This is a genomic window from Undibacterium sp. CCC3.4, from assembly GCF_034347425.1.
Lineage (GTDB): Bacteria > Pseudomonadota > Gammaproteobacteria > Burkholderiales > Burkholderiaceae_D > Undibacterium.
In genome coordinates this window covers 2,233,783-2,260,047 of the sequence record NZ_CP133779.1, presented here as the reverse complement: position 1 = coordinate 2,260,047, position 26,265 = coordinate 2,233,783, and the positions used below count along the sequence as shown (strand labels likewise).

21 protein-coding genes are annotated in these 26,265 nt (G+C 53.4%); 7 read left to right on the top strand and 14 right to left on the bottom strand.

What is annotated here, in order from left to right:
• Positions 1-6 precede the first annotated feature (6 nt).
• From RHM61_RS10125 to RHM61_RS10105, 5 genes are all read right to left on the bottom strand, one after another.
• Positions 7-849 carry an HDOD domain-containing protein gene (locus tag RHM61_RS10125; protein WP_322250983.1) on the bottom strand — a complete coding sequence of 281 codons (843 nt, stop codon included), beginning with the start codon at positions 847-849 and terminating at the stop codon, positions 7-9.
• Between the two features lie 129 nt (positions 850-978).
• Positions 979-1,449 (bottom strand): CreA family protein, encoded by a 471-nt coding sequence (locus RHM61_RS10120; RefSeq protein WP_322250982.1) that lies wholly within the window; start codon positions 1,447-1,449, stop codon positions 979-981.
• Positions 1,450-1,494: 45 nt separating this feature from the next.
• A complete protein-coding gene (locus RHM61_RS10115; RefSeq protein WP_416200226.1) occupies positions 1,495-2,976 on the bottom strand; it encodes an APC family permease in 1,482 nt (493 codons plus the stop codon).
• A 195-nt stretch (positions 2,977-3,171) separates the two neighbouring features.
• Positions 3,172-4,254 (bottom strand): ionic transporter y4hA, encoded by a 1,083-nt coding sequence (locus tag RHM61_RS10110; protein WP_322250981.1) that lies wholly within the window; start codon positions 4,252-4,254, stop codon positions 3,172-3,174.
• A gap of 217 nt (positions 4,255-4,471) precedes the next feature.
• A complete protein-coding gene (locus tag RHM61_RS10105; protein ID WP_322250980.1) occupies positions 4,472-5,542 on the bottom strand; it encodes a protein kinase domain-containing protein in 1,071 nt (356 codons plus the stop codon).
• A gap of 466 nt (positions 5,543-6,008) precedes the next feature.
• On the opposite strand from RHM61_RS10105, the gene RHM61_RS10100 reads away from it, so the two are divergent.
• Entirely contained in the window at positions 6,009-6,698 is a 690-nt protein-coding gene (locus RHM61_RS10100) for a MarC family protein (RefSeq protein WP_322250979.1), read from the top strand.
• Between the two features lie 6 nt (positions 6,699-6,704).
• Here the strand turns inward: RHM61_RS10100 and cadR are convergent, their stop codons facing one another.
• A complete protein-coding gene (gene cadR / locus RHM61_RS10095) occupies positions 6,705-7,139 on the bottom strand; it encodes a Cd(II)/Pb(II)-responsive transcriptional regulator (protein WP_322250978.1) in 435 nt (144 codons plus the stop codon).
• Between the two features lie 104 nt (positions 7,140-7,243).
• On the opposite strand from cadR, the gene RHM61_RS10090 reads away from it, so the two are divergent.
• Positions 7,244-9,523 (top strand): heavy metal translocating P-type ATPase, encoded by a 2,280-nt coding sequence (locus tag RHM61_RS10090; protein ID WP_322250977.1) that lies wholly within the window; start codon positions 7,244-7,246, stop codon positions 9,521-9,523.
• Here RHM61_RS10090 and RHM61_RS10085 read toward each other — a convergent pair.
• From RHM61_RS10085 to RHM61_RS10065, 5 genes are all read right to left on the bottom strand, one after another.
• Entirely contained in the window at positions 9,490-9,813 is a 324-nt protein-coding gene (locus RHM61_RS10085; protein ID WP_322250976.1) for a hypothetical protein, read from the bottom strand. The two genes, RHM61_RS10090 and RHM61_RS10085, sit on opposite strands and share 34 nt — an antisense overlap.
• Positions 9,814-9,862: 49 nt before the next feature.
• Positions 9,863-11,401 (bottom strand): SpoVR family protein, encoded by a 1,539-nt coding sequence (locus tag RHM61_RS10080; RefSeq protein WP_322250975.1) that lies wholly within the window; start codon positions 11,399-11,401, stop codon positions 9,863-9,865.
• A gap of 7 nt (positions 11,402-11,408) precedes the next feature.
• Positions 11,409-12,674, bottom strand: coding sequence for a YeaH/YhbH family protein (locus RHM61_RS10075; RefSeq protein ID WP_322250974.1), 1,266 nt, complete (start codon positions 12,672-12,674; stop codon positions 11,409-11,411).
• A 60-nt stretch (positions 12,675-12,734) separates the two neighbouring features.
• Positions 12,735-14,657, bottom strand: a complete 1,923-nt coding sequence (locus RHM61_RS10070) for a PrkA family serine protein kinase (protein WP_322250973.1) — start codon at positions 14,655-14,657, stop codon at positions 12,735-12,737.
• 229 nt (positions 14,658-14,886) lie between these two features.
• Positions 14,887-17,178, bottom strand: a complete 2,292-nt coding sequence (locus RHM61_RS10065; RefSeq protein ID WP_322250972.1) for a putative bifunctional diguanylate cyclase/phosphodiesterase — start codon at positions 17,176-17,178, stop codon at positions 14,887-14,889.
• A gap of 216 nt (positions 17,179-17,394) precedes the next feature.
• On the opposite strand from RHM61_RS10065, the gene RHM61_RS10060 reads away from it, so the two are divergent.
• A complete protein-coding gene (locus tag RHM61_RS10060) occupies positions 17,395-18,006 on the top strand; it encodes a TetR/AcrR family transcriptional regulator (protein ID WP_322250971.1) in 612 nt (203 codons plus the stop codon).
• Positions 18,007-18,143: 137 nt separating this feature from the next.
• Complete coding sequence (locus RHM61_RS10055) at positions 18,144-19,250, top strand: alkene reductase (protein ID WP_322250970.1); 1,107 nt, start codon at positions 18,144-18,146, stop codon at positions 19,248-19,250.
• A 53-nt stretch (positions 19,251-19,303) separates the two neighbouring features.
• Here RHM61_RS10055 and RHM61_RS10050 read toward each other — a convergent pair whose 3' ends face one another.
• Positions 19,304-19,717, bottom strand: a complete 414-nt coding sequence (locus RHM61_RS10050) for a MerR family transcriptional regulator (protein ID WP_322250969.1) — start codon at positions 19,715-19,717, stop codon at positions 19,304-19,306.
• A 71-nt stretch (positions 19,718-19,788) separates the two neighbouring features.
• On the opposite strand from RHM61_RS10050, the gene RHM61_RS10045 reads away from it, so the two are divergent.
• From RHM61_RS10045 to RHM61_RS10035, 3 genes are all read left to right on the top strand, one after another.
• Positions 19,789-22,350 (top strand): heavy metal translocating P-type ATPase, encoded by a 2,562-nt coding sequence (locus tag RHM61_RS10045; RefSeq protein WP_322250968.1) that lies wholly within the window; start codon positions 19,789-19,791, stop codon positions 22,348-22,350.
• Between the two features lie 73 nt (positions 22,351-22,423).
• Positions 22,424-23,359 carry a metallophosphoesterase family protein gene (locus RHM61_RS10040; RefSeq protein WP_322250967.1) on the top strand — a complete coding sequence of 312 codons (936 nt, stop codon included), beginning with the start codon at positions 22,424-22,426 and terminating at the stop codon, positions 23,357-23,359.
• A 165-nt stretch (positions 23,360-23,524) separates the two neighbouring features.
• The gene (locus RHM61_RS10035) at positions 23,525-24,565 is read left to right on the top strand and encodes a GMP reductase (RefSeq protein ID WP_322250966.1); all 1,041 of its coding nucleotides are present in this window, start codon (positions 23,525-23,527) and stop codon (positions 24,563-24,565) included.
• A gap of 34 nt (positions 24,566-24,599) precedes the next feature.
• Here RHM61_RS10035 and RHM61_RS10030 read toward each other — a convergent pair whose 3' ends face one another.
• Positions 24,600-25,094, bottom strand: a complete 495-nt coding sequence (locus tag RHM61_RS10030; RefSeq protein ID WP_416200225.1) for a chemotaxis protein CheW — start codon at positions 25,092-25,094, stop codon at positions 24,600-24,602.
• A gap of 250 nt (positions 25,095-25,344) precedes the next feature.
• Complete coding sequence (locus RHM61_RS10025; RefSeq protein WP_322250964.1) at positions 25,345-26,145, bottom strand: tRNA threonylcarbamoyladenosine dehydratase; 801 nt, start codon at positions 26,143-26,145, stop codon at positions 25,345-25,347.
• Between the last annotated feature and the right edge of the window lie 120 nt (positions 26,146-26,265).

The window sequence follows — 26,265 nt, the reverse complement described above, 5'->3', positions numbered from 1 at the left end:
TACTGCTCAATGATGGGCGTGGTTGAATAATTCGTGGATTTCTTCGAAGCGGTCATCGATATCATCATGGCCGACACCCAGAAATTCACAGGCCAGGCTACCGCCTTTTTCCCACTCTGCCAACGGCTCTTGCGCGCGGTAGAGGTGGATCGCGTAATCGGCCAGCAGCGAGAGCGCAACTAAGGTGCGCACCGTTTCGCTGGTGCTGAGATCGGTCAGCACGCGGTAATCGTGATGCAGTAAAATCGCCATCGAAATATCTTCTGGCAAGGCCCAAGTACGCGCCATCAAGGCCCCGATCGAGGTATGGCTGGTGTGGTGACGCACTTGCTCTACCGCGGTGAATGGCGATTCCCATTGTTGCTGGGCCAGCACCAGGGTTTGCTGATAATCGGGAAAACGCTCCAGCAGCAAGGGAATGCCGATGTCGCAAAATAACCCGTAAGTATGGGCCAGATCGGGCGAGCAGACACGCCAATGCTGCGCCAGATGCGACATCGCCAAGGCCCGTTTCGATGATTCATCCCAAAACTGCGCCAGAGGCACTCTCTCAATCTGTATCGCTTGACGCGCAATGATGCCAGTCATCAGCAAGCCGCATTGACGCATGCCTAACAGACTCACGGCATGCTCAACCGACGTAGCTTTAAGGCGCAAGCCGAACAGGGAAGAATTACTTAGTTTGAGCAAGGATGCTGACATGGCAACGTCGTTGGCAATCATCGCGGCCAACCGCCGCGGATCGGGTTCCCGGCTGGCCAATTCGGTCTGCACATCGAGCAACAAACTCGGGCGCGCCGGTATCCGTATCGTCTTGATCAAGGCATCAACCGAGAGTTCGTTGGTCATGGGAGTAGGTCTGGATGAGGTCATGTTAACGAATCAAGGCTGGAAGCGTCAGGAAGGTCTGCCATTCTAACGGATTAGTTGCGCTAGGGAACAATTTCTTCCCCCATGGAACAAACCGCGAGCGGCAACTTACTTAAGTGGGATCCTCACACTGCGCTCGACCGGCACGGCCGTAACGCTGTTTTTCGGTGAACCATCGATGATTTTGTCGGAGTAGGTCAAATACACCAAGGTATTGCGTTTTTGATCGACAAAACGAACAATCCGGAGTTTTTTAAACAAGATGGACAAACTTTGATTGAACACTTCCTCTTGTTGCTTGACCGTCCCGACGAAGCTGATCGGTCCAACCTGACAGCAAGCGATAGCCGCATCGGCCTTGTCTTCAGCCAAGCCTAGCCCGCCGCTGATGCCACCGGTTTTGGCACGCGACACGTAACAGGTCACGCCATTGACCTTGGGGTCGTCATACGCTTCAATCACTACTTTATGGTCGGGACCGATCAATTTGAAGGCAGTATCGACGGCACCGATGGTCTCCGCCTGCGCACTTGCAGCACCCAGCAAGAGCAGCGCAGTGATGGTGATGATTCGTTTCATGCAGAGATGTCCTTTTTCATTGAAAATATTTCAAGCTAAGCAGCATCACACCACGCTCTTGTTCAAACGCGAATGCCGTTTGCTGTAGAGAAAGTAAATGGCGATGGCGACGGCCATCCAGATGAAAAACACTTGAAATGTCAGAGTAGACAAGTCTTTTAAGATATACAGGCAGGCCGCAATACTGAGCCCCGGTATCAAGTAAGGACCGAAAGGCACGCGAAAGCCGGCACTGCCATGGCCGATACGTTTATGCCGGATAACCGGGATGGCGCAGGAAACCACAATGAAAGCGACCAAGGTACCCATGCTGACCATATCCCAGAGGAAGGTGGCATCGATCAGCCCAGCCACACAAGCAACCACCAGCGACACCAGCACCGTGTTGATGACCGGCGCGCGCGTGCGTGGATTGACGACCTGAAACGAGGCCGGGATCAAGCCATCTTTACTGATCGCGTACAAGATGCGACTCTGTCCGTAAATCGTCACTAGGGTGACGCTGAACACAGAAATCACCGCACCGGCCGATAAAATCAAGGCTGGCCAGCCTTTGCCTGTAACGTTCTGCAAAATCACCGCCAGCCCGGCTTCTTGTCCGGCAAATAAGGCAGCCGGTTGCGCACCGACAGCCGCTACCGCAACAAACAGGTAAAAAACGGTGACGATCAGTAGAGCCGCCATAATGCCGAGCGGAACATTGCGTTTCGGATCTTTCACTTCGGCACCGGCAGTGGCCACTGTGTCGAGTCCGATGAAGGAAAAGAACACCGTACCGGCCGCTGCCGTGACACCGGCCATACCGGCCAAACCATGGGTATTATCGGTATTAAAAAATGGCGTGAAATGTTCGAGATGAAAACCGGAAAAGGCGATGACAACAAAAAATGTCAGTATCACCAGTTTAATCATGACCATCACGGCATTCACGGTGGCGGACTCTTTGGCACCACGCAACAGCAAAAAACAACAGATGGCGACCAGCACCATAGGTGGGAAATTAAATTGACTGGGATGAATTTCCAATCCGTGTGCGCCGGCAATAATCATCGGCGTTCGCAGCATTTCCGGGATATGCCAGCCTATGGCATTTTCGAGAAAATTATTGAGATAAGCAGACCAGCCTATCGCCGTCGCGCTTGCGGCTAAGCCATATTCCAACAACAGGCAGCCGGCCACGACAAAGGCGGCGAACTCACCGACGGTAGCATAGGCAAACGAGTAAGACGAACCGGAAGCGGGAATGCGCGCTGCCAATTCGGAATAGCACAAGGCGGTCAAACCGGCAGTCATGGCGGCGATCAGAAACGATAAGACCACCGAGGGACCGGCTTTGGGAACCGCTTCGACCATGGTGAAAAAAATCCCGGTGCCGATGGTGGCGCCGACCCCAATCATGGTCAGTTGGAATAAGCCTAGCGTGCGATGTAGTCCGAGTTGCTGTGCCGCTGCTTCGTCGCTGAGCAAATCATGGGCTTCGACCGGTTTGGTGCGACCTAATTGTTGAAAAAACGATGGTAGTCTCAAGATTTATCCTTTTTTTTCTAATGCATGTTCATGCGTGCTGACGCGACGCGGCCGAGTAAGAAGCAAGAAGCAAGGCTGTGGTAGAAGCAAAGCCCGTTCCCGCCAAGTCGGCACCCGCGTGTGCGGCCGTTTCAACTCGTGAAAGCATCATCATAACGGTAAATTCCGCAGCGATGAACACCCTTCTGTCGTTTTTTAAGGAATCACTGTGGTGAACAAATACACCGCAAAGATCACCAAATGTATCGTGCCCTGCATGATTGTGGTGCGACCGGTGCCGAGAGAAATCGTGGTCACGAACAAAGACAATAACAATAAGACCGTCGATTTTTGATCTATCCCCAGGCTCAGTTGCCAGCCGGTCAGTAAAGAAATCACTGCCACCACCGGTATCGTCAACCCTATACTCGCCAGTGCTGAGCCGAGTGCAAGATTGATACTGGTCTGTAAGCGATTGGCACGTGCGGCGCTGAGGGCAGCTATTCCTTCCGGCAACAACACAATAATTGCGATGATGATGCCGACCAAGGCCTTAGGAGCACCGGCAGCAGCCACGGCCGCTTCCAGCGAGGGTGCCAGCGCTTTGGCTAACAAGACCACCACCACCAAACAAACGATGAGTAAGCCGGCGCTGCTCCAAGCCATGCGCGTCGACGGTGCCGGCGCATGGATGGCTTCGTCGTTGGCCTCTACTTCGGGTAAAAAATAATCGCGATGCCGCACGGTTTGCACCAGCACGAAGGTGCCATACAAGGCCAAGGAAACGACGGCGATGAATGCCAACTGGCCCTGACTGTAATGCGGACCGGAAACGCTGGATGTGAAATTTGGTAATACCAAGGTCAGCACGGCCAAGGCGGCCAAGGTGGCCAGCGCGGTACTGGCACCTTGCAGGCCGAAGCTTTGCTCGCCGTGGCGAATTCCACCGAAGAGCAAGCACAGACCGATGATGCCAGTCAGAATGACCATGATGGCGGCAAACACGGTGTCACGCGCCAAACCAGCCGTCACTTCGCCGCCGGCCAACATGAGCGAGACGATCAGGGCGACTTCAATCAAGGTGACGGCCAGCGCCAGCAACAAGGTGCCGAACGGTTCACCGATTTTATATGCGACGATTTCGGCATGATAGACGGCCGTCAAGACGCCACCGAACAAAGCCAGTGTCAGGACCAGCGGGTAGAATGCGCCGAAGTTGCCGAGTACTCCGGCCAGCGCCACCCAGCACAACACGGGAACCAGCAGGGACCAGCGTGGCAGAGTGGGAGTAATGATCATGAAGGGTCGCTTTATTGGCTGAAAAACGGTTGCGGGGAGAAAAAATCAGTATGGTAAGCATAACATCAAAGCTCACGACAACACCGCTGCTGCCGTCGGCAAAGACAAAATGCCGCCCGCAACACCGGGGGGGCAGCGCTGAACGGCAAGTCTGTTGAACAGCCACATCAACAGGTAGATGTACCCGTGATGTCGGCGGTATGCAGCAAGGGTATCCTTAGGGAAGCGCGCTGGGCTGCGTCAAAAACTCAGTTTTAAGCAAATCGGCGGCGCTCGGTCTATGCTCTGCATCAAGATGACAGAGTGCGACGAACTCGCGCAATTCACGTGGTAAGTTGGCTGGGATATGCGGTTTTCCGCCTTGGAGTTGGATATGTTCGGTTAATGCAAAGCTCTGGATCGGACCAATGCCTCCCTCGTATTCGTATTCCAAGGGCTTTCCGCTGGCCAACAGCAGTGTCAAACTGCCTAAGGCCCAACTGTCGGCATTCGGCTTGCTACCGGTTTGGTTGATGCATAGTTCGGGTGGCACCATGGAGGCGCGCTCGGACTCGAGGCCCGCTTCGTGGGGAAGTTCAAAAACATGCTCAAAAGAAGCGCCGATTTTCGGCGTCGCGTCGACAAAATTCTCGCCATCACAATCAAGAAACACGGTAGCGCCCTGAACATGATTATGCACATTCCCATTTTCATGCAGATGCGCTAATCCGCTCGCCATGCCTTTGATCAGCGCTTGCACCGATTCTATCGGCTGGGGCGTTTGGAATAAGAGATTGAGCGGGTAGCGGACACTGGCCTCGGTGATGACTTCAAACGCTGGACCATCCAATAGCGTTGCCGGGGCTTTGAAGTGTGCGCTTTGCAGCGTCATCACATTTTCATGCCGTACCGGCGTGCGTGCTGCGAAGTAGCTTTGCAATCGGTCGATTTGTCCTTTTTGCTCATGCTCCGTCATGGATAAACAAATATTGATCAGCCCAGCTTGCTGACCGGTAGGCCGCCCTTGACGCATTTGATCAGCTACATAGTAGGAGGATCCACTCCTATCAATCGAGTATAATTTAGCCGGTTTGTAGGTACACGCTGAGGCCTGCTTTGATGCGCCACGGAAATTGAGCCTACTCAGCAAAGAGCGCCGACCTTGACTGGTCGGCTTGGCCGCAGCAGCGCACTGCACTTCGCTCTGCGAAGCTTGGGCAGCGGCCAAGGATGTGCGCTGTTGGCGCGCGGGTGTGTTGGAAAAAACACTGAGGAGACGGGCGGGAGAAAAGGGAGAAACGGGAGACATGAATCGCTTTCTGAAAAAAAATCATCGGAACTCGGGAAGGCGATAAAAGACATTTTCCCGAGATAATAATCTTAGTTTTTTTTCCGCGCAGCAGTGCATCAGAAAATTCTGTTTTTCTTGTAAGAATTTTCTCAAAAAATCTGCTGATCACGCTGCCAGCGACATGTACTTGACGTCCTCCCCCACCTTAGCCTGAGGGCTGCTGCTTACGCAGAAAGAGGCTGTCGCAAAAGCCTGGCAGAGGTTTTTTTATATCTAAAAATACCGCATGCCTTAGACTGATCATTACCCACATTCAGGTCAATTGAATCTCCACCCAGCCGCCCAAGTCGTCATTTCTACCTGCGCGGGAATGATGAGACGAGAGCATGGGAGGTCGCAGGGACTCTGCCAACGAGCATGAAGTTTTTCGCCGTTCCAGGACCGCGGACTTTATAATCGCACACATGATTTTTTCGGAGCTACCATGAGCATTGCACTGACCGTGTTTTTCAAAGCCCTTGTCGTGGTACCTGTGACGGTATTACCTATTCTCAATCCTATCGCGATCGCGCCGATTTTTCTTTCCATGACCGGGCCGATCGAACCGCAGTTGGCGAACCGACTGGCGAAACGAATTGCCCTCAATTGTTTTTTTCTTTTGCTCGGTGCTATCTTCATCGGCTCGTATGTGCTCGATTTTTTCGGCATTTCCATTCCCATCGTGCGGGTGGCGGGTGGCATCGTGGTCAGTATGGCTGGCTGGAAGCTGTTGAATGATCAAAGTCAGGATAAATTGCTCAATTCAGTCGCCGCCACGCATGGTGGCAGTTGGAGCCGCGAAGAATTGCGCACGCGCAGCTTTTATCCCTTCAGCTTTCCGCTCACCGTCGGCCCGGGCACGATAGCGGCCGCGGTCGCGCTCGGTGCGCAAATGCCGCACAAGCCGGTAGATTGGCTGGTCACCGGCATTGCCTCGGCCATCGGGGTATTGTTGACAACCTTAGTAGTGTATCTATGCTATCGCTTTGCACGCAATATGGAACGCTTTCTCGGCGACATCGGTGCCACCGTGGTATTGCGTTTATCGGCATTCATCTTGCTGTGTATCGGTATTTCGATAGGCTGGGCCGGTATTTCTGACCTGATCAGCGAACTACCTCTGAACCGGGGCTGAGCTATCCTATTTACTGGCATCGGCATGGCAGGCACAGGCCTCGCCATGTGCGGCTGCCACCAATTCATGCAAGATGCCGCACTGCTTGCCTTGGTGGCGGTCGTCACAACGGGCGCGTAACTGGCTCAATTGTTTCTCCAGGGCCCGCATGCTTTTCAGCCGTGCTTTAACGCGCACGATTTGCTGATCGACGAGGGCATTGATATCGCCACAATCTTCGGCCGGTCGCAGCATGAATCCGACCAGTCTGCGCACATCGGCCAACGGTATATCGAGCGCACGGCAATGGCGAATGAAGGATAGCCGTTCCAAATGCGCGGCGGTATAGTTGCGATAACCATTGTCTTCGCGCTCGGGGGCCGGCAACAATTCTTGTTTTTCATAGTAGCGTATGGTTTCGAGGTCGACCCCGGTGGCATTGGCCAGTTCACTGATGCGCATGATTGCTCCTGGTAAGACTGCTCAAAAAAAACTCAGTATATCGCTTGACCCTGTAGTGGCTACGCGGTTTACACTGGATTTACCTTATCGTATTGAGAGCTATCATGACAGAGAAAACTATTTGCTGCGGACATACGCACAGTCAGGCAGTCGATACCGGCGCTGCGCACAGCCACGCTCACGGGCACTCCCACGATCACGCGCGCACCGACGAACCTGGCCCAGCGCGCGCAGCAACAGCCATCCCAGCCCATGCTGAGCGTCTGCGCTTGCATATCAGTGCGATGGATTGTCCTACCGAGGAAGCCTTGATACGGCGCAGTCTCGGCAGCCTGCCACGCGTGCTCGGGCTCGATTTCGATTTACTCAACCGCATTCTCACGGTGCACCATGAAGCCCAGGATGTGGCTGAAATTCATGCCAAATTGCACGCCATCGGCATGCATGGCAGCGTGCTGGGCGAACACGCCAGCGCACCGGTTGCGGCAGCGCCGGCGCATCCCTACCGCCGCCTGGCGATCGGTGCGCTGGCCGCCGCTGCCGCTGAAATCAGCGCATGGATCAGCGGCGCTGAGACTTCTTGGCTGGTGGCGCTGTTGAGCATTAGTGCCATTCTGATTTGCGGCTTACCAACATTGAAAAAAGGCTGGATTGCTTTACGCCATTTCACTCTCAATATCCATTTACTCATGACTGCCGCTGTGATCGGTGCCTGCGCGATCGGTCAGTGGCCGGAAGCGGCGATGGTGATTTGTCTGTTTGCTGTTGCCGAGACACTCGAAGCCGCCAGTCTGAGCCGCGCCCGCGACGCCATCAGCGGCTTACTCGATCAAACACCGGAAACGGCGCTGGTGGCGCAAGCCGATGGTAGTTGGCTGGCCCAAGCGACTGAGCACATCGCGCTCGGTGCCTTGTTATTATGCCGTCCAGGTGACCGCATCGCGCTTGATGGCGTGATCGAAGATGGTCGCTCCAGCGTCAACCAAGCCGCCATCACCGGTGAAAGTATGCCGGTGGAAAAAAACCGTGGTGATACTGTGTATGCCGGCAGTCTGAATCAAACCGGCGCTTTGCAAATACGCGTGAGCGCCGCCGCCGGCGCCACCATGCTCGCGCGCATCGCACACTCCGTCCAAGAAGCCCAGAGCCAACGCGCGCCGATGCAAAGTTTCGTCGATCGCTTTGCCTCCATCTACACGCCGCTGGTGTTCGTGATCGCGCTGCTGACAGCGATACTGCCACCACTGCTGCTGGGCCACAATTGGCATGACAGCCTGTATCAAGCTCTGGTCTTGCTGGTGATTGCCTGCCCGTGTGCCTTGGTGATTTCTACCCCGGTCACGGTGGTCAGCGGCTTGGCATTGGCGGCGCGGCGCGGTATTGTCGTCAAAGGCGGTTTATTTCTGGAGCAAGGACGACTGCTGAAACACTTGGCCTTCGATAAAACCGGTACTTTAACCGAAGGCAAACCGCGTCTGAGCCGCAGCATCAGCCTGTCATCACTCAGCCAGGCCGAGGTGCTCCAATTGGCTGCCAGTCTCGATGCCAATTCCAGCCATCCGCTGGCATTGGCGCTGCTTGAAGCTTGCCCAACTGCGCTTACCGCAGTGACGCACGCCAGCTTGTTTGAACAAGGTCGTGGGCGTGGCGTACAAGGTGTGATCGAGGGACTATCGTATCAATTGGGGAATCGCGCCATGCTCGCCGCCTTGTCTGCCAGCGCCAGCGATATGCCGGCGCTGGAGGCGACTGCCACAGGCTTGGAAGCGCAAGGTAACAGTGTGATTTTTCTGTGTTGCGACGGCAAGGTACTCGGGATCTTGGCGATTGCCGACCAAGTCAGAACGAGCACCCGTAGCGCCATCGATGCTTTGCATAAACTCGGCATCAGCAGCTTGATGTTGACTGGCGACAATGACGCAAGCGCGCAAGCAATCTCGCAACAAGCCGGGATCCGCGATGTGCGCAGTCAGTTGTTACCGGAAGATAAGCTGACGGCGATCGCCGCGCTGGCAGAACAAGGAGTGACCGGCATGATAGGCGATGGCATTAACGATGCGCCAGCCTTGGCACGCGCCCATATCGGCTTTGCCATGGCGGCCGGCAGTGACACGGCCTTGGAAACTGCAGATGTTGCGTTAATGCAAAATGACTTGAGGAAATTACCTGAATTCATCAGTATTTCACGCCAAACCCATGCCGTCTTGTGGCAAAACATCAGTTTCGCGCTGGCCGTCAAGCTGTTGTTCTTCGTGCTTGCCTTCAGCGGTCACGCCAGTCTGTGGATGGCTGTGTTTGCCGACACCGGCACGAGTTTGTTAGTCGTGCTCAACGGTGTGCGGCTGTTGACTTATGCTGCCAAGCTGGAATCGGCAGCGGCTTGAGCCACCTCGTTGAGCATCAAGGCATGCTCAACCTGAACCGACTCGTCACCGATACGGCTTTTCCACGCACGCAGAAAGTAGCTTCTCTCAGTAGGCGTGGGAGCGGTATACCAAATCACCATCAGCGTGCCTTTGTGATCATGGATTTTAGCCAGCTTGGAGAGGCAGTCGACGTTGCCATCGATATCGGCCAAGCCTATCGCGTAGCCATAGACGCGGCTCAAGCGATCGATGCGATCCGGTTCGGTTTCGCTGTTGGTTGCGGAAATTTTCGGGTGGTCCAGAAACATAGCTGCTCTCCATGGTAGGGGTACCGCTGAATTCTATCCGAAGCTATCCTTAACGGCTATGCTTTTCCCATTTACATTCTTGCCGGGCCAGTAATTTGTTGTGTTGATCGACAGTTTCCAGATAAATATCAAAGCCCCACAGACGCGCCACATGTTTGAGCATGGTACCGGTCTGGGAATTCAATGGGCGACGCTGAAATTGTTGATGGCGCAAGGTCAGCGAGCGGTCGCCTTGCATATCGACCGACCAGACCTCGATGGCCGGTTCACGGTTACCCAGATTATATTGCGCCGCCAATTGCTGGCGTATCGTGCGGTAGCCGCTTTCATCATGAATCGCCGCCACCTGTAATTGCGCCTTGCTATCGTCATCGAGGATGGCAAAGAAATGAAAATCACGTATCAGCTTGGGTGAAAGGTACTGGGCGATGAAGCTCTCATCTTTGAAATTGCGCATGGCAAATTGCAGCGTTTGCTTCCAATCGCTGCCGGCAATCTCGGGAAACCAAGTACGGTCTTCCGCCGTCGGCTGCTCGCAAATACGGCGAATATCGCGCATCATCGCAAAGCCGAGTGCATACGGGTTGATGCCGTTGAAATAGCGACTGCCGACCGCAGGCTGGAACACGACATTGGTATGACTTTGCAAAAACTCCATCATAAAACCGTCGCCCACGATGCCTTCTTCATACAATTGATGCAAAATCGTGTAATGCCAGAACGTCGCCCATCCTTCGTTCATCACCTGGGTTTGCCGTTGTGGATAAAAATACTGGGAAATCTTCCGAATGATACGGACGATTTCACGCTGCCACGGTTCTAACAGTGGGGAATATTTTTCAATGAAATACAGCAGATTTTCCTGCGGCTCGCGCGGGAAGCGTTGCTCACTTTCGGTGGCGATCACTTCGGTACGGCGTGGCAGTGTGCGCCATAAATCGTTGAGTTGCGACTGCAAATAGGTTTCGCGCTCGCTTTGGCGCTCGCGTTCTTCGAGCAAAGAAATGCGCGCCGGCCGTTTGTAACGGTCGACACCGTAATTTTGTAAGGCATGACAAGAATCGAGTATTAACTCAACCGCTACGCTGCCGTGACGCTGTTCACACTGGGCGATATAATTTTTCGCAAAGACCATGTAATCGATGATGGCATCAGCATCGGTCCAAGTACGAAACAGGTAATTTCCCTTGAAAAAAGAGTTATGGCCATAGGCAGCGTGGGCAATCACCAAAGCTTGCATGGTCAAACTGTTTTCTTCCATCAAATACGAAATACAGGGATTGGAATTGATCACAATTTCATAGGCCAGCCCCATTTGTCCGCGCTTATAACTTTTTTCAGTAGACAGAAAATGTTTTCCGAATGACCAATGGTTGTACGACACCGGCATGCCAACCGAGGCATAGGCATCCATCATTTGTTCAGCGGTGATGATTTCGAGTTGATTTGGATAGGTATCGAGTCCGAAGTTTTCTGCCACACGACGAATTTCTTCGTGCGCTTGCTCGATCAAGTCAAACGTCCATTCTGATTGTTCCGGCAAGGCACGCGGATGGCGTACCGGCGGGACGGGCTGTGTATTTTTCATGGGGACCTCAAGTCGGCTGCTTTTTGAATAATTCCCTGAAAACCGGATAAATATCGGCGGCCGTTTCGATTTTTTGCATCGCAAAATGACGATGGCTAGCCGCCACCCGCTGATACTCCAGCCAAAGGTTTTGCGGCTCGCCCTCAGTGATTTCGACATAGGCATAATATTGCACCATAGGCATAATCGTATTGATCAGCAATTCACGGCACAACACCGAATCATTGTCCCAATTATCACCATCGGAAGCTTGCGCAACATAGACATTCCAATCTGAGGCGGTATAGCGCTGGCGTATTGTGTCGGTCAACAGCTTGAGCGCCGAAGAGACGATGGTGCCACCTGATTCACGCGAATGGAAAAACGCTTCCTCGTCGACTTCCAGCGCGGTCGTATGATGGCGAATGAAAACGACTTCGATTTTTTCATACGCGCGAGTTAAAAACAGGTACAGCAAAATAAAAAATCGTTTGGCCGTATCTTTTTTCTGCTCATCCATAGAACCGGATACATCGAGCAAGCAAAACATCACGCACTGGCTGGCCGGTTGGGGAATTTTTACCCGGTTGCTATAGCGTAAATCGAGTGGATCGAGGAAAGGAATCGCCAACAAACGCGTGCGCAAATGCTGGATTTCATGCCGTAAAGCCAACACTGTCAGCGCCTCCTCAGGCACACCGGCGGCCAGTAATTCTTGTAATTCGCCTTCGGCCAAGTGCAAACGACGCTGCGATTTTCCACCCATGGCAATCCGCCGCCCCATGGCTCCACGCAGCGAGCGCAGCACATGCAAACTGGCGGCGCTGCCGGAGGTTTTATAACCGGCCCGTCGACTCTTGAAATCCGTGGTCGAAGTGAGTTGGGTTTTGAGCATATTTGGCAAGGCCAAATCTTCGAAGAAGTAATTGAGAAATTCTTCACGACTGAGTTGGAACACAAAATCGTCTTCGGCCGGGTCATCGCTGTTGCCGCCCTGTCCTTTGCCACTGCCATCGCCTTTGGGACGGGCGATTTGGTCCCCTTTCTGATATTGCTCATTACCTGGATGTACCGCTTCCCAGATGCCGCCGTGGGCGTGGCCGAAATTCGGCTCACTGACATCTTTTACCGGAATCGCAATATTTTCTCCGCTGTCGATGTCGGTGATCGAACGTCCTTTGACCGCACGTGCGACGGCACCTTTAATCTGCTCTTTATAACGACGCAAAAACCGTTCGCGATTGGGCGCAGATTTGTTCTTTCCTTGAATACGTCGGTCTATCAAATGAACCAAGATGGCCTCCCGTTTTCCGTGCGCTGATTGGCGCGACTTGTCGCGCCACCCGAACTCAGGTCATGATGACTTCCTCACCCGCAGATACCATTCGCACAGCAGCCTGACCTGTTTGGCGGTATAGCCCTTACTGATCATGCGGTCGACAAATTCCTGGTGCTTGTTGGCATCATCACTGCTGGCTTTGGCGTTGAAAGAAATGACCGGCAATAACTCTTCGGTATTGGAAAACATTTTCTTTTCAATCACGGTGCGCAGTTTTTCATAGCTGGTCCAAGCCGGATTTTTTCCGGCATTCTGTGCTCGCGCGCGCAATACGAAGTTGACAATTTCATTGCGAAAATCTTTAGGGTTGGAGATGCCGGCCGGCTTTTCAATTTTCTCCAATTCGTTATTCAGCGCATCGCGGTTGAAACTTTCACCGGTATCGGGATCACGAAATTCCTGATCTTGTATCCAGAAATCGGCAAAGGTCACGTAGCGGTCGAAAATATTCTGGCCGTATTCAGAATAACTTTCCAAATACGCTGTCTGAATTTCTTTGCCGATGAATTCGGCGTAACGCTGCGCCAGATATTCTTTGATATACGAGACGTATTTTTGTTCCACTTCAGGAGCGAATTGCTCACGCTCGATTTGCTGCTCCAGCACATACAGTAAATGTACCGGGTTAGCCGCGACCTCGGTATTATCGAAATTAAATACCTTCGACAAAATTTTAAAAGCGAAGCGCGTCGACAGCCCATTCATACCTTCATCGACCCCGGCGTAATCGGCATACTCTTGATGCGACTTGGCTTTCGGATCGGTGTCTTTGAGGTTTTCGCCGTCATACACCAGCATTTTGCTGTAGATGCTGGAATTTTCCGGTTCTTTCAGCCGCGATAAGATGGCAAATTGCGCCATCATTTTCAGGGTCCCGGGCGCGCAAGGGGCGGCTGTCAGCGAGGAGGTGCGCACCAGTTTGTCGTAAATTTTTATTTCATCACTAACGCGCAGGCAATACGGCACCTTGACGATGTAAATACGATCTAAAAATGCCTCGTTGTTTTTATTGTTTTTGAAGGTTTTCCATTCCGATTCGTTCGAGTGCGCCAAGATGATGCCTTCGAAGGGAATCGCACCAAAACCTTCGGTCCCTTTGAAATTGCCTTCTTGAGTAGCCGTCAGCAAAGGATGCAAGACCTTGATCGGTGCCTTGAACATTTCCACGAATTCCATCAAGCCTTGATTGGCTAAACATAATCCGCCCGAGTAGCTGTAGGCATCGGGATCATCTTGGGCAAAGTCTTCCAGTTTACGGATATCGACTTTACCGACCAAGGAAGAAATGTCTTGATTGTTTTCATCACCGGGTTCGGTTTTCGATACGGCCACCTGCTTGAGCACCGAGGGATAACGTCGCACCACGCGGAAACGATTGATATCGCCATTAAATTCGTGCAGACGTTTCACGGCCCAAGGGCTGGGGATACCGCGTAAGTAACGGCGTGGAATACCGAAATCTTCTTCCAACAAGGCACCGTCTTCTTCTTCAGAAAACAGGCCCAGCGGTGACTCATTGACGGGGGAACCTTGGATGCTGTAAAACGGAATTTTTTCCATCAGCGCTTTGAGTTTTTCCGCGATCGACGATTTGCCACCGCCAACTGGCCCGAGTAAATAAATGATTTGTTTGCGCTCTTCCAGACCTTGTGCGGCATGGCGAAAATAAGAAACGACTTGTTCTATGACTTCTTCCATACCGTAAAACTCACGGAAAGCCGGATAAATTTTAATGACTTTATTGGAAAAAATGCGCGACAGTCTGGGATCATGTCGGGTGTCGACCAGTTCTGCTTCGCCGATGGCGACGAGCATACGCTCGGACGCACTGGCATACGCGAGCCGGTCTTTTTTACACAGCTCCAGATACTCTTGCATTGAGTAGACTTCTTCGCGCGTTTTATCGTAACGAGCGGCGTAGTTGTCAAAGATGTTCATCCCGACCTCCGTGATTAAGCAAGTGAATACACAGACACCATAGCGCCGAACGCCGGACCGACGCATCGTCGCACTACAACTTGAGTGTAGATGAATTTAGGGAGGTGTGTCGAGGAAATATGTGAAGAATATGTTTCCATTCCCAAAAGCGCAAAAAGCGTTCAGAATAGAAAAATTGGCCGGGAAAATTTATCGTCAGGCCACATACCCGCGCTGCTGCCGCGCGCGCTCAGGAAGTTTGCAGCAGCACTTGTTTGCTCACGTAAGCGTCGCGCAACAATGTATTCATCGCCGCGACATCGAGCGGACGATAGTAGTAATAGCCCTGAAAAAACTCACAGCCTACATCTTTCAGGAAGGCTTCCTGGCTCTCGTTTTCTACCCCTTCGGCCACCGTCGAGCACGATAAAATGTCGGCCAAGGAGACAATCGCCTTAATTATCATCTCGCTCTTGCGGTTGTAGCCGATTTGCGCCACGAAGGAACGGTCGATTTTTACCGTGTGCGCCGGGAAGTGGCTGAGTTTGGACAAAGAAGAATAGCCGGTACCGAAATCGTCAATGGCAATACCAAACCCGCGATTTTTCAAACCGTTCAAGTGATGTATCGACAGCTTTTCATTGGCAATCAAGCCGGTCTCGGTGATTTCGAATTCCAAAAAGCGCGGTTCAACATGATGACGCGCGCAACTGGCCTCTATCAATTCCAGCAAATCGAGGCGGGCAATATCATTGACCGCCAGATTCACCGCGACCACTGGGCTAGTACCGAATTCATCGAGCCAGCAGCGAATCTGTGTACACGCCTGTTCAATGACGAAATTACTGAGCTGGTGTATCAAACCGGAACGTTCGGCAATCGGGATGAACTCGGCCGGCGAGATCCTACCCATGGCGGCAGATCGCCAGCGGAGTAAAGCCTCGACACCGCCGACACTGCCATCGTGCGCCACCTTGGGTTGGTAATACAAGGCGAATTCATTCTGTTTCAAGCCATTGGCTATGCCAACGTCGATGTCGATGGTGCGACGCAGCTGCTGTGCATTGCCTTCATCAAACAAGGTGACGCTCTGATCGCTGGCACGACGCGCGCCATCGAGCGCGACCTCGCTGCGTCGTATCAATTCGTCGGGGTTACTGTCTTCGGCGCGGATAACGGCAATCCCGGCAGAAAACTGGACCACCAGAATTTCACCGTTGACTTCCAATTCCTTAGGTAAAACCTGACGCAACTGATCCACATAATCGATGATGTCGCCGGGGGTGCGGAATTGATCGACCACAAAGGACAAGACAATGCTGCGCAAACGCGCGCAAAAACAGTTTTTCGGCAAGACCAAGCTCAACTCGTCAGCGAAGCGACGCAGCATCACATCGCCGGTATGCGCACCAAACTGTTGATTGGCATGACGAATACTATTGACGCGAAACGACACCAGCGCCGTCACATTGATGTTATTGGGATCTTGCTTAGTCAAGACGGTTTGCAAATACTGACGCAGCATTTCACGGTTAGGCAAATTGGTCAGCGCATCATGGCTGTTGAGATAGTCTTCACGTTCCAAACTCAGTTGCAGCGCCGTTTGCATTTTCTGCAAATTTGAGACATCGCGCAAAGCGACAATCCAATGATCCGAGGAGGTGCGCGAGATGTTATCCATCGCCACCATCCGCCCATCGCGCGTGCGATAAGCCGACAGCGGCAAAGTGAGCGAGTCGTCGAGCTGATCATTTTTGCGGCGATGATTGTTTTCCGCCGACAACCAACTGAACAAGGCCAAATCATCTTCGGCATCAGGATGCCGGCCGAGCAAAAGATTAGCCTGATGGTTGGCTTGTAAAATCTGCCCGAAGGCATCGGTCAGCAACAAGGCCGTACCGGCATTTTCAAACACTTCCTGATATTGGGTATAGCTGACATTGAGTGCTCTATTACTCTGCTGCAATTGCTCGAACGATTCTTCAAATGCCAGCAAGACCCGCGACACGACCAGCGGCATGAGGAGATTGAAAAACAAAAAGATCAAGCTCGCCATCACCAGTTGGCCATAGCCGCTCAATGTGAGCGGCACCCCGAACCAAGCCGGCATCATACCGGTCAGCAACAATAGAAATGCGAATGTATTGGCAAACATCAAAGACAGCACGGAAGCTTGACCGAAAAACAAGCGCGCCAGCAAGGGCGCGGCATAGATGTAAGGAAAGGCCAGCATGGCTAATTGCATATCAGCAACCGAGCTGAGAATCGCTGCCGCACCGCCGTAAATGCCTGCCAACATCAACATAGCCGCGCGACGTGGTGCAGCTGAGCAAATCAGCAGCGCCAATAATTTGGTAACGATCAAGCCGGCGAGAAAAATCCGATTGCCGGTTTCTTGCGTGCTCTCAGCCGACATACTCTGGACGATAGCAATACCGCAGTCGAGCAGCAAAGCCGACAGCAAAATGATGCGTAAGACACCCAACTTCCAGTTGTTCTCTCCGACAGGGGCATTCTGGTTCAGGAAAAGCCAGCGAAACATAGTGTTTTTATCAGTAAGAAGAACAGATACGGTGATTGATCAGGGCGGCTTTTGCGGCTGAACTACTTTTATTCAGATGAGCAACGTTTGATTCTCTCACAAACAGAATTACAAAGGGGAGGCTTGTTGCTCTTTTTTCTACAGGCCGATGTCAGGCAGGTACATCAGCGCGCGCCAGCCTTGACATAAGACGACTGGTCTACTATCATCGTCGACATGACTAAACTTGATCACCGCTCACCGCATCATGACACGCGCGAACGCATCTTGGCGACCGGCGAAGCGCTGATTGCCGGCCGTGGCTTCAGCGCACTCGGTTTAAGTGAGATTCTCAACGCCGCAGCAGTCCCTAAAGGCTCGTTCTACCACTACTTTGCCTCCAAAGAAGGCTTCGGTGTGGCATTGCTTGAGCGATATTTTACCCAGTATCAAGAAGAAATCACGGCACTCTTCGCCGATCAAACACTGACTGCACGCGAGCGTTTGCTGGCTTACTTCAATAATTGGCTGGAACTGGCCAGTGGCAGTGATTGTCATAAGCTTTGCTTGGCCGTCAAACTGGCCGCCGAAGTGGCTGACCTGTCAGAACCGATGCGTAGCGCACTGGCAGCCGGCATGCAAGCGATTACTCGGCACATTGCCACTGCCATTGATGCCGCACAGCGCGAGCAAAGCATCAACGCTGCGGTGCCGGCAGCCGAACTGGCCGAAGTACTGTACAGTCTGTGGGTGGGAGCATCGGTGCTGACCAAGGTCAGGCGCGACTTGCAGCCACTGCAATTGGCAATGCAACAGACCGAACGCTTACTCCAAGTCAGCAAGCAATAATGAGGAATGCGCGAATTCACACTGCGCGCTGTTCGCTTGTTTTCACTGATCGGTACGAACAAGGGGCTTTTTTTTCTACACAAACCTAGACGACCGGTCTAATTTAACCATACAATTTAACTTCAGCAGGAATCATCATGTACCAACAATTACTCTCCCCTCTGCAAGTCGGCAGCATCCCGCTCAGCAATCGTATCATCATGGCACCGCTGACGCGTTCACGCGCCGGCCAGCCGGGCGATATTCCGCGCGCGCTCAATGTTGAATATTATGCCCAGCGCGCCAGTGCCGGCCTCATCGTTACCGAAGCCAGCCAAATTTCGCGCCAAGGTCAAGGCTATGCCTGGACGCCCGGTATATTTACGGATGCGCAACAAGCGGGCTGGAAAACCGTGGTCGATGCAGTGCATGCCAAGGGTGGCAAAATAGCCCTGCAACTGTGGCACGTAGGCCGCATTTCCCATACTTTGCTGCAAGAAAATGATGCCGCACCAGTATCGGCATCGGCCTTGACGGCAGAAAACAGCCAATGTTTCGTCATCGAAAAAGATGGCACCCCAGCCAATATCCAAACCTCCCAGCCACGCGCGCTGGAACTGGCCGAAATGCCCCAAATTATTGAGCAATATCGCGCCGCCACCATCCGCGCCAAAGCCGCCGGCTTTGACTTGGTCGAAGTGCATGCCGCCAATGGTTATTTGCTGCAGCAATTTATGTCAACCAATAGTAATGTGCGTACCGATGCCTACGGTGGCAGCTTGGAAAATCGCGCCCGTTTGACGCTCGAAGCGGTGGATGCGGCAATTGCCGAAATCGGTGCCGATCGGGTTGGCGTGCGTATGTCACCGAATTTTGTTGCCCATGGCATCGCCGACCGTGAAGCCGAAGCGATCGCGCTGTATCTGGCCAAGGCGTTTACCGCCCGTGGCATTGCCTACCTGCATATTGCAGAACCAGATTGGGCCGGTGGTCCCGAACTGAGTACCGCCTTCCGCCAAGCTTTGCGGGCCGCCTTCCCCGGCAGCTTGATTTGCTGCGGCGGCTATTCCGCGGCCGAAGCCGAAGCCTTGATTGCCAGCGGCTTATCCGATGCCGTCGCCTTCGGCCGTCCCTACATCGCCAACCCGGACCTGGTGGCACGCTTCGCCACCGGTGCTGCCTTGAACACGCCTGATCGCGCGACGTTCTACGGTGGCGAAGAAATCGGCTACACCGATTATCCGATGCTGGGTAACGCTGCCTGAGTATAAACATCAATGAGGCAAATAACGACCAGATACGTCTGGTCGTTATTATTTCAGGGTGGCATAGAGGTACCGCTGAGCGCATCGATAATAGGACAGCTCATATCATCGCCACAGGCGGCACAGCGAGCGATGAGACCAGCCAAAATCTGTTCCATGCACTGTAAATCAGCGAGCTTGGCACGCACTTGCAGCAAACGTTCGGCTGCGATGTCGCGCACGGCAGTGCGATCATGACTATCTTCCAGCGCCAGCAACTGCGCGACTTCATCGAGATGAAAACCAAGTTCCTGCGCGCGTTTGATGAAACGAATCCGTGCCACGTAGGCCTTGGTATAGGTGCGAAAGCCGCTGGCAACCAGCGGCACAGGCAACAAACCGCGCCGCTGGTAATAGCGTATCGTCTCGACACCGACCGCCGCCGCTTTGGCCAATTGTCCTATCGTTAATTGATTGGGATCAGACATCAGAAACTCCTTGACTCCGTAGTTGGGTACGCAGTCTATGATAAAGCATAGACCACATTTGGAAGCCAACCATGACGCACGAACACAGTCACAGCCCTTGCTGCACAAGCCCAGAGCCGAGCGCAGCAGCCACACTCGACCCAGTCTGCGGCATGACAGTCAGCAGCAAGGCCAAGTTCAGCGTGCGCTTTCAAGGACGGCCGTATTACTTTTGCAGTGCCTCATGCGCGGCCAAATTCAACGCGATACCGACAGATTATGTCCGCGCCAAAACCCTGCTGGGGACAGGAAACATGAGTGCAGTTGCAGCAACGACGACGAGCATGCAAGAAGATCGGGCCGGTGAGCAACGCGACCCGATTTGCGGCATGCGCGTCAGTAGCAACAGCCCGCATCAGATGGAGCATGCCGGCCGCACTTGGTATTTTTGTTGCGCCGCTTGCTTGGCGAAATTTCGTGCCCAGCCCGATGCCGCGCTGGCACCTGCGCCTACTCCTGTCGCGCCGCCATCCAATGCCGCCGAGCTCTTATATATTTGCCCTATGGATGCAGAAGTCGAACAACTCGGCCCCGGCATCTGCCCACTCTGCGGCATGGCCTTGGAACCCAAAGAAGCTTCATTCGTTGATGACCAGAGCGAATTGCATGACATGCGCCGGCGCTTATACTTCAGTATCGCGCTGTGCCTGCCACTGCTGATGCTGAGCATGGGTGACATGCTTCCCGGGGTAGATTTGCATGCGCGGCTGGGCATGAAGCTGTTCAATTGGCTGCAATGTACACTTGCCAGCCCAGTGGTGCTGTGGCTGGGGCAGCCGTTTTTTGCCCGTGCCTGGTTGTCCTTTCGCAGCGGCAATTTGAATATGTTCAGCTTGATCGGCATCGGTACCGGTGCCGCTTACTTACTCAGTCTGGTGGCATTGCTATTCCCGGCGGCACTACCGGACACCTTCAAAATAGATGGCATGGTGCCGCTGTATTTTGAAGCAGCAGCCGTCATCATTTGCTTGGTCTTGCTCGGCCAAGTGTTAGAACTGCGCGCACGCGCCCAAACCGGCTTGGCCATTCGTTCCTTGCTGGCGCTGACGCCGAGCCGCGCGATACGGGTCAACGCCGATGGTTCCGACAGCGACATCGCACTCGATCAAGTTCAGCTTGGCGACACCTTACGCGTGCGACCGGGGGCGCAGATTGCCGTCGATGGCAGCGTGATCAGCGGCGCATCGTATGTCGATGAAGCCATGATCAGTGGCGAAGCCATGCCGGTGGCCAAACGCAGCGGCGCGACGGTGCGTGCCGGCACACTCAACCAACAGGGTAGTTTCACCATGTCGGCGGAAAAGATCGGTCGCGATACGCTGTTGTCGCACATCATCAGCTTGGTCAATCAAGCCGCACGCTCACGGGCACCGATACAAAAGTTGGCCGATCAGGTCTCGGCTTGGTTTGTGCCAGCAGTATTGTTCGCCGCCCTTGCCGCCTTGCTGCTCTGGTACTGGCTCGGGCCAGCGCCAGCATTGGCCAACGGCTGTATGGCGGCGATCTCGGTACTGATCATCGCCTGCCCTTGCGCACTTGGCTTGGCCACGCCGATTTCGGTCACGGTCGGCATAGGCCGGGCGGCTCAGGCTGGCATGTTGATCAAAAATGCAGAGGTTTTGGAATTATTGGAAAAAATAGACACCTTAGTCATCGATAAAACCGGCACCCTGACCGCTGGCCATGCTGCGGTACAAGGCTTCTTGCTGGCCCAAGGGGAACACCACGATCAAGTCTGGGCACTGGCGCGGGCGCTGGAACAAGCCAGCGAACATCCGTTGGCGCGCGCCATCGTCGACTGCGCCGAGCAGAAAAATATTGCTGCCGCAACGATCAGCCGTTTCGAAGCAGTCAGCGGACAAGGTGTGCGTGCTTGGCAAAATGAGCAAGCGCTGATGCTGGGAAAACCCGCCTGGATAACCGCGCATGGTATCGACACCGCCGAATTTGATGCGCAGATACAAACATTTCAAGCAAATGGCCATGCGGTGGTGATTTTGGCGCGCGATCAACGCGCGCTCGCGCTCATCAGTATTGCCGATAGCATAAAAACCGATGCCGCTGCCGCACTCGATGAGGTGCGGGCACTCGGAATCCGTGTGATCTTGATGAGCGGTGACAATCGACTGGCGGTGCAAAGCGTTGCAAACAAGCTTGGCATCGCCGAGTTTCACGCAGAAGTCATGCCTGAAGACAAATTGCGCATGATCCGTGACTTACAAGCCCAAGGACACCTTGTCGCCATGGCCGGCGATGGCATCAACGATGCGCCGGCACTGGCGCAAGCCCAGGTCGGCATTGCCATGGGCAGCGGTACCGATATCGCCATGCAAAGCGCCGATTTAGTGTTAATCCAAGGCAAGCTGCAAGGCATTGCGCGTGCGCGCCGTCTGAGTGTCGCTACCATGCGTAATATTCGGCAGAATTTGTTTTTTGCGTTTGCCTATAATTTCATCGGCGTGCCGCTCGCTGCCGGTGCACTCTATCCATGGCTGGGCCTGTTGCTCAGCCCTATGCTGGCGAGTGCGGCAATGAGCCTGAGTTCAGTCTCAGTCATCAGCAATGCGCTGCGTTTGCGCTCACTGACATTGTAAACAATCGGGCAGCGCGACCGGGACACGGTAAAATACCCCCCTGTTGTTCTATACCTACTTCCAAAGACCTCCTATGCATTGTGTGCGTTTGATTCCCGCCTTACTTTTTCTCGCAGCGCTGGCGACTTCGTCAGCCTACGCGCTGGAAAACCCGATTACCAAAAGTGCTAAACAAAAACTCTCCAGCAAAGCAAAGAGCATCACGATCTATGCGGCGGGCGATATCGCTGACTGCAAGAAAAAACCAGCCCTGGAGAGCATGGCTGCCCGTACCGCCGACTTGATTGCCACGGCACTGGCACAAGACACGAGCGCGCTGGCCATCACGCTGGGCGACAATACCTATCCGGTTGGCAAACCTGAAGAATTCAGTAATTGTTACGACCCGACCTGGGGTCGCTTCAAACAGCGTACCCTGCCCTCGCCCGGCAACCATGACTACGCCATGCCGAAAGCACTCGGTTACTACAATTACTTTGGCGAACTGGCCGGCCCCGATCGACGCGGTTACTACGCCAAACACATCGGCAATTGGCAGATAATCTCGCTCAACAGCAACCTTAACAGACAACAAATGCAAACGCAGTTGGCATGGTTACAAGAAGAATTGAGTAACAACAAACAGCGCTGTACTTTGGCATTCTGGCATCATCCGGCATTCAGCTCTGGTGGCCATGGCAACAATGAATTGATGTGGCCAGCCTGGAAAATGTTGGTAGCGGCCAAAGCCGATCTGGTCCTCAGCGGCCACGACCATGACTATGAACGTTTCGCCCCCATGGATGGCAATGGCGAGCGCGATGACGTCAATGGCTTGCGCAGTTTTGTGGTCGGCACCGGCGGGGCGGCAACCACGCCGATGTTTTTACCAAAAAACACCACCGAGATGCGCGATAATTCCAGCCACGGCGTGTTACGTCTGAAATTACAAGAAAATTCCTATGAATGGGAATTCTTGGCCACGGACGGTGCCAGCTTCGGCGATAAAGGTAAGGGCGTTTGCCATTAAGCCAGCACTTCCCTAGGGTGTCCGGTATACGAAACGCGTGATACCGGGCATCGCTTCAGCAGATCGACACTAGTCGGTTTTTTCCACTATACTCAATTACGGCTCAATGGCTCGGTGTTCGAGTCGTTCCATTCCTGCGTCCGCCAGACGCGCACCGGAGTCGTTATGCATATCGAAGAAACCCTGAGACTGGATTTTAAAGACGTTCTGATCCGCCCCAAGCGCTCAACCCTGACCTCACGTTCAGATGTCGACCTCGAACGAGAGTTCGTGTTCCATCATTCGCGTAAAACCTATCGCGGCATTCCTATCATCGCTGCCAATATGGATTCGACCGGCACGCTGGAAATGGCTGCCGTACTCGAAGCGCAACAATTATCCACCGCCCTGCACAAGCACTACGATGAGCAAACGCTGGTTGATTATTTCACGCGTCTGCAAACAAAATCAGCGGCCTTTTATTCCATGGGCATATCGAATGCCGATTACGATAAATTTGTTGCCGTAATGGCGCGCACCAAAGCCGCCATCGAATATGTCTGCATCGATGTGGCTAACGGCTATACCGAAGGCTTCATTAATTTTGTCAAAAAAGTCCGTACTGATTTTCCGCAACTGACTATCATGGCCGGCAATGTCGTCACCGGTGATATCACGGAAGAATTGATACTGGCTGGGGCTGATATCGTCAAGGTCGGCATCGGACCTGGCTCGGTATGCACTACCCGCAAAATGACCGGGGTAGGCTATCCGCAATTGTCGGCCATCATCGAATGTGCCGATGCCGCCCACGGCTTGGGCGGGCAAATCTGCGCCGATGGCGGTTGTGCGGTGCCGGGTGACTTAGCCAAAGCCTTTGGTGGCGGTGCCGATTTCATTATGCTCGGCGGCATGCTGGCTGGCCATGATGAATGCGCCGGTGATGTGGTCGAGCGCGACGGCACGCAATTCAAACGTTTCTATGGGATGAGCAGTCGCGCGGCCATGGATAAATATGCCGGTGGCGTGGCTCACTACCGCGCCTCTGAAGGCAAGGAAGTACTGGTGCCGTATCGCGGTCCGGTCAGCAATAGCTTGCAAGATATTTTAGGTGGCGTGCGCTCAGCATGTACGTATGTCGGCGCACACAAGCTGAAAGAATTGACTAAACGCACGACCTTCATACGCGTGACGCAGCAACTCAACGAAGTGTTCGGCAAATCCTGATCCTCAGCCGACCCACTGAGATGGCGTCGGTAGTTCAGGCTGTCTGCGCGATCAAACCCAATTCCGGCCCAGACATGACTTTTTCTATATCGAGCAGAATGATCATTCTTTCCTCAATCTGCCCCAAACCGATCAGGTAATTGCTAGAGAAGGTAGTACCGAGTTCAGGTGCCGGTTTGATATCAGCCGTGATCAGCGTGACAACATCAGACACACTGTCAACCACGACGCCAATCACACGACCGTGAATATTGAGAATGATCACCACGGTCGACGAGTCGGGGGCATCGGCACCGGTACCGAAACGCAGACGCAGATCGATTACCGGCACGATTACGCCGCGCAAGTTCATGACCCCACGTAAGTAATCAGGCGAATTAGCCAGCCGCGTGAGAGTTTCGAAATTACGAATTTCCTGCGTCTGCAAAATCGCAATGCCATACTCCTCGGCACCAAGACGAAATGCCAGGAACTCCTGCTCAGTAGTAACTTCGGCAGCGATATCGAGCACAGCGGAATCATTCATCATTATCTTCCTTGCGCACTGGCTGAATGCGCGTGAATAAAAACAGATCAGCGACGCATGAAATAATTCCATGCGGCAATTTTATTTTATTATACGGCAGCTTGAAGCTGCACTTGCCCTATATTACTACTAAGTAGCAAATATGCCATTTTGTTCACAGAGATCGGCCAACTGGGCAGGAAAAGCCAGCGCACGCTCATACTCCCAATATCTGAAAAGAATTAGTGAGCGATTGTTATGACTAAAGAACCTTTCAGTCTTGCCGCCCCAGCGCCAAGACCTGCAAAACACGTGCCGCAGCACGCAAGCCGAAGCTGGCCGTCACGACCACAGAAGAACCGAAGCCGGCACAATTCAAGCCGCTCAGTGCCGTGTCTTGTGCGGCCGACTCGGGCGTTTCACAGACCTCCGCCGGGGTAGTCAGCACCTCCATGGAAAACACCGCCTCGATGCCAAATTTACTCTTGGCACCGCGCGGAAAACCAAAGTTCTGACGCAAGCGTTTGCGCACCAAGGCTAGCAAAGGTTCTTGCTCAGTGCGCGAGAGATCACGAATCTCTATCTTACCCGGATCGGTTTGTCCACCGGCCGCACCGATAGTAATGAGCGGCAGTTGCTGTTGATGACAAAACGCAATCAATGCCGTCTTGGCTCGGACATCATCGATGGCATCGATGACATAATCAAACCCAGCGGCCCCGACGAGTTCGCCAAGGTTATCGGGTGTAATGAAATCTTCTACCTCATGAACCACGCAAAACGGATTGATACTGGCAATCCGTTCGGCCAGCGCGCTGACTTTGGCTTGCCCAAGACTCGCGCTGGTGGCTTGAATCTGGCGATTGATATTCGATTCTGCAACCTGATCGAGATCGATCAGAGTGATCGTACCGATGGCACTGCGCGCTAACGCTTCCACCACCCAGGAACCGACGCCGCCGACGCCGATCACAGCAATATGTGCGGCGCGAAAGCGACTCAGCGCCGCGGCACCGTAAAGTCGGGCGACACCGCCGAAACGGCGATCGAAATCGATATCTGAATTTTGTTGCATAATAGTATTATTAATGTTTTGGTGAGCAGTGTGTGAACATCGTGCCTGAATGCAGACACGAAGCTTTAAATATTGTCGCCATTTTACAAGAGCGTGATTGATGTGTCGCAAGTAGGTCTA